General features: G+C 63.5%; 6 protein-coding genes and 2 pseudogenes. 3 read left to right on the forward strand and 5 right to left on the reverse strand.

Features of this window, described 5'->3' with window-relative positions; genetic code table 11:
• The first annotated feature begins 90 nt into the window (after positions 1 to 90).
• The 3 genes from RIFP1SYM_RS14945 to RIFP1SYM_RS14955 are packed head-to-tail and all read left to right on the forward strand — an operon-like array spanning position 91 to position 3,100.
• Positions 91 to 957: a class I SAM-dependent methyltransferase gene (locus tag RIFP1SYM_RS14945; protein WP_005966312.1), complete on the forward strand. Its 867-nt coding sequence runs from the start codon at positions 91 to 93 to the stop codon at positions 955 to 957.
• A 5-nt stretch (positions 958 to 962) separates the two neighbouring features.
• A complete protein-coding gene (locus tag RIFP1SYM_RS14950) occupies positions 963 to 2,099 on the forward strand; it encodes a glycosyltransferase family 4 protein (RefSeq protein WP_006475153.1) in 1,137 nt (378 codons plus the stop codon).
• A complete protein-coding gene (locus tag RIFP1SYM_RS14955; protein WP_005966316.1) occupies positions 2,087 to 3,100 on the forward strand; it encodes an MraY family glycosyltransferase in 1,014 nt (337 codons plus the stop codon). The genes RIFP1SYM_RS14950 and RIFP1SYM_RS14955 overlap by 13 nt, the downstream gene beginning before the upstream one ends.
• A gap of 107 nt (positions 3,101 to 3,207) precedes the next feature.
• On the opposite strand, the pseudogene RIFP1SYM_RS14960 reads toward RIFP1SYM_RS14955, so the two are convergent.
• The 5 genes and pseudogenes from RIFP1SYM_RS14960 to RIFP1SYM_RS18870 all read right to left on the reverse strand — a co-directional run.
• Positions 3,208 to 4,304: pseudogene (locus RIFP1SYM_RS14960) on the reverse strand (DegT/DnrJ/EryC1/StrS family aminotransferase).
• A 29-nt stretch (positions 4,305 to 4,333) separates the two neighbouring features.
• Positions 4,334 to 5,992 (reverse strand): ubiquinone biosynthesis regulatory protein kinase UbiB, encoded by a 1,659-nt coding sequence (gene ubiB, locus RIFP1SYM_RS14965; protein ID WP_005966322.1) that lies wholly within the window; start codon positions 5,990 to 5,992, stop codon positions 4,334 to 4,336.
• Positions 5,989 to 6,612: a ubiquinone biosynthesis accessory factor UbiJ gene (locus tag RIFP1SYM_RS14970; protein WP_039960676.1), complete on the reverse strand. Its 624-nt coding sequence runs from the start codon at positions 6,610 to 6,612 to the stop codon at positions 5,989 to 5,991. Before RIFP1SYM_RS14970 ends, ubiB begins: the two co-directional genes overlap by 4 nt.
• Positions 6,613 to 6,640: 28 nt before the next feature.
• Entirely contained in the window at positions 6,641 to 7,390 is a 750-nt protein-coding gene (ubiE, locus tag RIFP1SYM_RS14975) for a bifunctional demethylmenaquinone methyltransferase/2-methoxy-6-polyprenyl-1,4-benzoquinol methylase UbiE (RefSeq protein WP_006475158.1), read from the reverse strand.
• 180 nt (positions 7,391 to 7,570) lie between these two features.
• Positions 7,571 to 7,660, reverse strand: a pseudogene (locus tag RIFP1SYM_RS18870) (gamma-butyrobetaine hydroxylase-like domain-containing protein); the annotation flags it as partial.
• Positions 7,661 to 7,670 lie beyond the last annotated feature (10 nt).

Raw genomic sequence — 7,670 nt, forward strand, 5'->3', positions numbered from 1 at the left:
CCGCCGGCGAGTTGAACAACACTACTGCACCGCGCTGACTGCGCCCAAACTGGCCGGCCTGTTTCAGCGACTGATCGAGTACTAATCAGCATGAACATCAAACAAGCCGTCCCCTGGTGGCTGAAGATCGTGATTAAAATCCTGCTCAGCCGACTGCCAGTGGCCTATCGTCTCTGGCACCGGCTGGGGATTTTTCAGCATGGCCGGATGGCGCCTCAAGAGTATGCGCTGAAGGTCTTCGAACGCCATCTCACCCAAGCCGGTATGGCGGACAGAGTGGCAGGTGCACGCGTGCTGGAGCTGGGGCCGGGTGATTCGATTGCAACGGCGCTGATCGTCGCAGCCTATGGGGGAGAGGCGGTGCTGGTCGATGTAGGAGCCTTTGCCGACGCCGACCCGCAGATCTATCGGGCGTTGGCGGAATATCTGGAGGCGCAGGGACTTAATCCACCCGATCTCTCTCAGGCCGGCTCGCTGGATGCGATCCTCTCTGCCTGTGGCGCTCGTTACCTGACCGAAGGGCTGAAGAGTCTGCATGAGATTGAGGCCGACAGCATTGACCTGATCTTCTCCCAGGCGGTGCTGGAGCATGTGCGGTTGGCCGAGTTCGACCCGACCCTGGCCGAGTTCCGGCGCATCTTGCGCCCCGGTGGACTCTGCTCGCATCAGGTTGACCTGAAGGATCATCTGGCCGCCAGCCTCAACAACCTGCGCTTCTCCAAGCGTTTGTGGGAGAGCGATTTTTTCGCCAGCTCCGGCTTCTACACCAACCGGATCCGCTACGGTGAGATGCTGAAACGCTTCGAAGCGGCGGGGTTTGCGGTCGAAGTGTGTGGGGAGGAGCGCTGGGATGCACTGCCCCTGGCGCGAACCAAGCTGAATCAAGCATTCCAGCAGATTCCGGACCAGCAGTTGCTGATCTCCAGCTTTGACGTATTGCTGCGGTCGCGGGGTTGAACGGGATGCCGGCAGTGAGAGAAATCCTCTATGTGGTCAACGATGCGGATTTTTTCCTCTCCCATCGCTTGCCGCTGGCCCGGACGATGGCGGATGCCGGCTGGCAGGTGCATGTGGCGACTCCGGAGAGTCCGGCGGTGGAGACGATCGTCCAACAGGGCATGCGGCACCATCCGATCCGCATGAGCCGTCGCGGCCTCAATCCACTTGGCGAGATCGCTGCGTTTCGCTCGCTGCTCGCCCTCTATCTCAGACTCAGCCCGGATCTGGTGCACCATGTGACGATCAAGCCGGTCTTCTATGGCGGTATCGCGGCGCGCCTGGCGCGACTGCCGGCGGTGGTCAATGCCCTTACCGGGCTCGGTTATCTCTACTCCCACCAGAGCCTGAAAGCTCGGCTGCTGCGCTTTGTTGTCGGGCGCGGCCTGAGGCTGGCCCTGGGGCACCGCAACAGCCGGGTCATCGTGCAGAATCCCGATGACGGCGAACAGCTAGAACGAGCTGGCATCGTTGCCCGCAACAGGCAGGTGCTGATCAAGGGCTCGGGGGTCGATATGCAGGCGTTTGCTCCCCGGCCCGAGCCGGACGGTAAGCCGCTGCTGATACTCGCCTCACGCATGCTTTGGTCAAAGGGGGTGGGGGAGTTTGTCGAGGCGGCCCGGCTGTTGAATCAGCGTGGCACCCAAGCGCGATTCGTTCTGGCTGGGGCATCCGACTCAGGTAATCCGGCGGCGATCCCGCAATCGCAGCTGGAGAGCTGGCACAGGGAGGGAGTGGTCGAGTGGTGGGGGCGGTGCACCGACATGCCTGGCGTGTTCGCCCAGGCTAACCTGGTCTGCCTTCCCTCCTGTTACGGTGAAGGGGTGCCGAAGGTGCTGATCGAGGCCGCCGCCTGCGGACGGGCGATCGTCACCACCGATATCCCCGGCTGCCGTGAGATCGTGCGTGATGGCGAGAATGGCTTGCTGGTACCGCCTGGGGAGAGTGAGGCACTGGCGGAGGCGCTGTTGCGCCTGATCGCTGACAGGGAGGTGCGCCTGGCGATGGGGCGGCGCGGGCGGGCGATCGCCGAGTCCGAATTCTCGCTGGAGGCGGTGGTGGCGTCGACAATGCAGCTCTATCGCGAACTATGCACTGGCTGATCCCTCTTCTGGTGTTTCTTGGCAGCCTGCTGCTGACTGGGCTGATGCACCGCTACGCCCTGCGCCGCGGTCTGATGGACATCCCCAACGCACGCAGCTCACATCTGGTGCCGACCCCGCGGGGTGGAGGGCTGGCATTTGTCTCTAGCCTCATGCTGGCAGTGCTCGGTAGCTACCTGATGGGTGGATGGGCGTCACTCGGCGGCAGAGAGCTGGCCCTGGCGCTATGGGGCGGCGGTCTGCTGATCGCCCTGCTGGGGTTTTGGGACGATCACGGCCATATCCCGGCCCGCTGGCGTCTCGNCGGCCATTTGTTGGTGGCCGGCGGGGCGCTTGTCCTGTTGGGGGTGCCCGGATCGCTCGGGCTACCGGAGTGGCTGGCCTACCCGCTATTTTTGATCGGCATCGTATGGCTGCTGAACCTGTTCAACTTTATGGACGGGATCGACGGCATTGCCGGCAGTGAGGCGCTCAGCGTCACCGGTGGCGCGATGCTGCTGATCGGCTGGCTCGGTATGGATTCAGTGCTGAGCGACTGGCTCGGGGTTGCAGCAGCGGCGACGGCTGGATTCCTGCTCTGGAACTGGCCGCCGGCAAAAATCTTCATGGGGGACGTAGGCAGCGGCTTTCTCGGCTATCTGCTGGCGATCTTCGCCCTGCAGAGCGCCAACATCGGGCTGCTGCCGATCTGGAGCTGGTTGATCCTGCTCGGCGTCTTCATCGTGGATGCCACCCTGACGTTGGCACGGCGATTTTTGGCCGGCGAGGCCTGGTACAGCGCCCATCGCTCACACGCCTACCAGATCCTGTCACGGCGCTGGCGGAGTCACCGCCGGGCGACCCTGGGGGTGTTGGTGATCAACCTTGTCTGGCTGCTGCCGCTGGCGGCGCTGGCTGCCGCTCGACCGGCACTGGGGGTGGTGCTGACGCTGCTGGCCTATCTGCCGCTGATCCTACTGGGGCTGAAGATCGGGGCCGGGCGGCCTGAAAGTAACGGCTGAGCGTAAAGCCATTGGGGTGGCGGGCACGGCCCGCTCTATTTCTATTCGGGTTTGGTCCCTGGCATAGGGCGCCCCGTGGGCGCCAGCCATCGCTGGTGGCGGGGCCCCTATGTCAGTACCGCCTGTAGTGCCGTGACAATCGTCTCCTGATCCTCTTCGCTCAGGTAGGGATGCATCGGTAGGCTGATCACCCGCTGTGAGAGCTTGAGGCTCTCCGGAGTCTCCTCTGGCTGGCCACAGTCGGCGAATACCGGCTGGGCATTGAGCGGCACCGGGTAGTGGATGGCGGTGGGGATCTCTAGCTCAGCCAGCTGCTTCTGCAACTGATCCCGGTCATCGACCTGGATGGTGTACTGGGCATAGACGCTTGTATTGCCCTCGGTCAGGTGCGGTGTGGTGACGCCGGGGCACTGTTCGTTGATCAGGCGCGTGTAACGCCCACCAATCTCGGCACGCAGCGCTACCTCCTTCTTGAACTGTTCGAACTTGGCCAGCAGCACCGCTGCCTGGATGCCGTCGAGCCGGCCGTTGATGCCGAGCCGTGGGTGGTGGTAGCGGCGGTCCTGACCGTGGTCGCGGATCTCCCGCAGGGTTGTTGCTAGCTCTGCATCGTCGGTGAAACAGGCACCGCCGTCGCCGTAGCAGCCGAGCGGCTTGGAGGGAAGAAGCTGGTGCAGCCGATGTCGGAGAGGCCGCAGGACATGCGCCCCTTGTAGCTCGCGCCGAAGCTCTGCGCGCCGTCCTCGATCACCGCCAGGCCGTGGCGCGCTGCGATCTCGTTGATCACGTCCATATCGGCACACTGGCCGTAGAGGCTGACCGGCATGATGGCGCGGGTGTTGAGGGTGATTGCTGCCTCGATCAGGTTGGGATCGAGGTTGTAGGTCTGGGGGTCGATGTCGACAAACACCGGCACCGCACCGAGCAGGGCGATGGTCTCGCCGGTGGCGATGAAGGTGAAGGGGGTGGTAATCACTTCATCGCCGGGGCCGATGCCCAGCGCCATCATCGCCATCAGCAGTGCGTCGGTGCCGCTGGAGCAGCCGATGCAGTGCTCTACGCCGACATACTCCGCCAGGGTCGCCTCCAGCTCACGGACCTCCGGGCCCATGATGTACTGGCCGTGCTCCAGCAGGGTCTGAATGCGTTGGTTGACGTCTGCCTGAATCAGGCGATATTGGGCCTTGAGGTCGATGAACTGCATGGTCGTGTCCTACTCGCTGGGTGTCTTTTTTAATCGTGGCTGTGAAGCCAGGCGCGCAGCAGCAGCAGAGCGCCACCGCCGCTCAGTCCGGCGCCGATCATCAGGGAGAGGGGGGCGGATGCGATCATGCCGGGGCCGAATACCAGCAGCAGTGAACCGCTGACCAGCATCGCGCTGCCGCTCATCGTGCTGACGCTGCTGCGATGTTGCTGCTGCATCTCAAGCCGCAGTTGGCTGAGCTCCTCCGACTGCCACTGCAGGCTGAGCCTGCCGGCGGCGGCGTCGTCGATAATCTTGTTTAGGCGCAGCGGCAGCTCCGGTAGGTGCTCCGCCAGCTCCGGCAAGCTGTCGCGCAGCTTGCGCACAAATGCGCGCCGGCCGATCTGCTCGCTCATCCAGCGCTCGAGAAACGGTTTGGCGGTGGTCCAGAGATCCAGCTCGGGGTAGAGCATGCGCCCCAGTCCCTCGATATTCAGCAGGGTCTTCTGCAGCAGCACCAGCTGTGGCTGCACCTCCATGTCGAAGCGCCGCGCGGTCTGGAACAGCCGCAGCAGGAAGTGGCCGAAGGAGATCTCGCTCAGGGGCCGTTCGAAGATCGGCTCGCTGACGGTGCGGATCGCCGCCTCGAACTCCTCGACCCGGGTGGTTTTGGGTACCCAGCCCGACTGCACATGCAGCTCGGCGACCCGCTTGTAGTCGCGGTTGAAGAAGGCGAGCAGGTTCTCCGCCAGATAGCGTTTGTCGCCCTCGGTGAGGGTGCCCATGATGCCGAAATCTACCGCGATGTAGCGGCCGTTGGGCTCGACAAAGATGTTGCCCGGGTGCATATCGGCGTGGAAGAAGTTGTACTTGAAGACCTGGGTGAAGAAGATCTCCACGCCGCGCTCGCCGAGCAGTTGCATGCTGATGCCCTGGGCGCGTAGTGCCTCCACATCGCCCACCGGGGTGCCGCTGATGCGCTCGATAACCAGCACATTCTGGCGCGCCAGATCCCAGTAGATCTCGGGTACGTAGAGCTCTTCACTGTTGAGGAAGTTGCGCCGCAACTGGGAGGCGTTGGCTGCCTCACGCATTAGGTCGAGTTCGTCGAAGATGGTCTTCTCATACTCCTCGATCACCTCCACCGGGCGTAGCCGCCGGCCCTCTTTCCAGTACTTTTCCGCCAGCCGGGCGATGGTGAAGAGCAGATCCACGTCGCGGCGGATGATCTTCTCGATGCCGGGGCGCAGCACCTTGACCACCACCTGCCTGCCATCCTTGAGGGTGGCAGTATGCACCTGGGCGATGGAGGCGGAGGCGAGCGGTTTCTCCTCGAAGGCGTCGAGTACATCCTCGATCGGGTGGCCGAAGGCCTTTTCGATGATGCGCCGCGCCTCAGCGCCGGAGAAGGGCGGAACCCGGTCCTGCAGCTTGGCCAGCTCATCGGCCAGGTCGTCGGGCAGCAGGTCGCGGCGAGTTGAGAGGATCTGGCCGAACTTGACGAAGATCGGCCCTAGATCCTCCAGGGTGCGACGGATGCGCGCTGGATAAGGGCCGCGGTCACGGCGCAGCCAGTACCAGGGGGAGAGGTAGATGAGGAAGCGCAGCGGGCGGAACAGATGAGTCGCCAGCACTACCTCGTCGAGGCCGTGGCGCAGCAGTACCAGATTGATGTGGATCAGCCGCAGGGCCTGGGCGGGGCGGATCATGGATTGCTTCCTGCGAGCTGGCTGCGCAGCCGTTCGATACGGGCGCTGGCGCGCTCGGTATCGTCGCGCAGGGTGTCGATGTCGGCCAGCAGCGCATCGACTTCGTAGCGACTCGGCAGCAGGCGCAGCTCCTCCTGCAGATACTCCTGGGTGTTGAGCTGCGCGGTCTTGCCGCTCTGCCGGGCCCAGCTGAACAGGCCGCGGGTAAGGTTGCCGACCTCGTGGGCGATCAGGTCGCCGGTCAGATGGGAGAGCTGCTCCTCCCAGTCGATATCGAGCTCGGCGATGAAGTCACCGAAACGGTGGGCCAGGGCACTGTCGCCCTCGATCTGCACCGCGCCCTGGAATAGCTGTTCAGCGCTCTGCCGGCTGCCACGCATCTGCGCCAGGTCGAGCGGGGTGCCGCGCAATACGCAGTCGGGTTTGCCCTCGAATTCACTCAGTAGCTGAATCCCCTGAGGCTCGGGGATCAGCCACAGCGAAACGCCGAGGCCGAGCAGCTCAAAACGGATCACCTTGCCATGCATTGGTGCGAGGCGCTTGGGCGTTTCCGGGTCGAGCCGGATCGCCTGGTTGATCACTCCCTCAAGGAGGGCGAAGGTAGCGGCGCTGACGGTCATCTGGTCTACTGCTTTGTGGCGGGCTGATTTAGAGTTTGTAGCCGCGATGGATGGCGACAACGCCGCCGGTCAGGTTGAAGTAGTCGCAGCGTTCAAATCCGGCGTGCTCCATCATCCCCTTGAGGGTCTCCTGGTCCGGATGCATGCGGATCGACTCGGCCAGATAGCGGTAGCTCTCCTCGTCTCCGGTAATAACCTTTCCGATCTTTGGCAACAAGCTGAAGGAGTAGAGGTCGTAGAGCTTCTCCAGCGGCTTGTTGGTGGGTTTGGAGAACTCCAGCACCAGCAGTCGCCCGCCGGGGCGCAGCACCTTGTAGATGGCGTCGATGGCGAGCTGCTTGTCGGTGACGTTGCGCAGGCCGAAGCCGATGGTGACACAGTCGAAGTGGTTCTCCGGGAAGGGCAGGTACTGGGCATCGGCCTGCACATAGTGGAGGTTGCCGGCGCGCCCCTCGTTGAGCATGCGCTCGCGGCCCTGCTCGAGCATCGCCGCGTTGATGTCGGAGAAGATGACCTCGCCTTCGGCGCCGACGAGGCCGCTGAAGCGGGCCGAGAGGTCGCCGGTGCCGGCCGCTAAGTCGAGCACTCGCTGGCCGCGGTGTACCCCGGAGATCTCGATGGTGTGGCGTTTCCAGAGTCGGTGGACGCCAAACGACATCAGATCGTTCATCAGGTCATATTTGTTGGCGACCGAGTCGAACACGGCGCGCACCCGCCCCGCCTTCTCGTCTACGGCGACCTCTTCGTAGCCGAAGTGTGTGGTTTTCTCGTCTCTCATCTCAGTAAGCTCAGGCGTTGGCGGCTCTGTGGAGGTCAGGGATTGTTTGCGCTGGTAGCCCGCTTCGTCGAGGCGGCGCAAATAATCTGTCCAGTTCTGCTCGCGCTGCTTGCCGAGGCGGTAGAGCGTTTCCCAGGAGTAGATGCCGGTGTTGTGTTCGTCATCGAAGTGGAGGCAGATGGCGTAGTTTCCCACAGGTTCGATGTGGGCAATGTTCACCTCTTCCTTGCCAACCTGCAACGTCTCCTGGCCTGGGCCGTGGCCCTGCACCTCGGCGGAG

It is taken from the genome of endosymbiont of Riftia pachyptila (vent Ph05), from assembly GCF_000224455.1.
GTDB lineage: Bacteria > Pseudomonadota > Gammaproteobacteria > Chromatiales > Chromatiaceae > Endoriftia > Endoriftia persephonae.

Coding starts and splice junctions, on each gene's coding strand:
- ubiE (WP_006475158.1), bottom strand. CDS start 7,390: ATGAGAGACGAGAAAACCACACACTTCGGCTACGAAGAGGTCGCCGTA.
- RIFP1SYM_RS14950 (WP_006475153.1), top strand. CDS start 963: ATGCCGGCAGTGAGAGAAATCCTCTATGTGGTCAACGATGCGGATTTT.
- RIFP1SYM_RS14970 (WP_039960676.1), bottom strand. CDS start 6,612: ATGACCGTCAGCGCCGCTACCTTCGCCCTCCTTGAGGGAGTGATCAAC.
- ubiB (WP_005966322.1), bottom strand. CDS start 5,992: ATGATCCGCCCCGCCCAGGCCCTGCGGCTGATCCACATCAATCTGGTA.
- RIFP1SYM_RS14945 (WP_005966312.1), top strand. CDS start 91: ATGAACATCAAACAAGCCGTCCCCTGGTGGCTGAAGATCGTGATTAAA.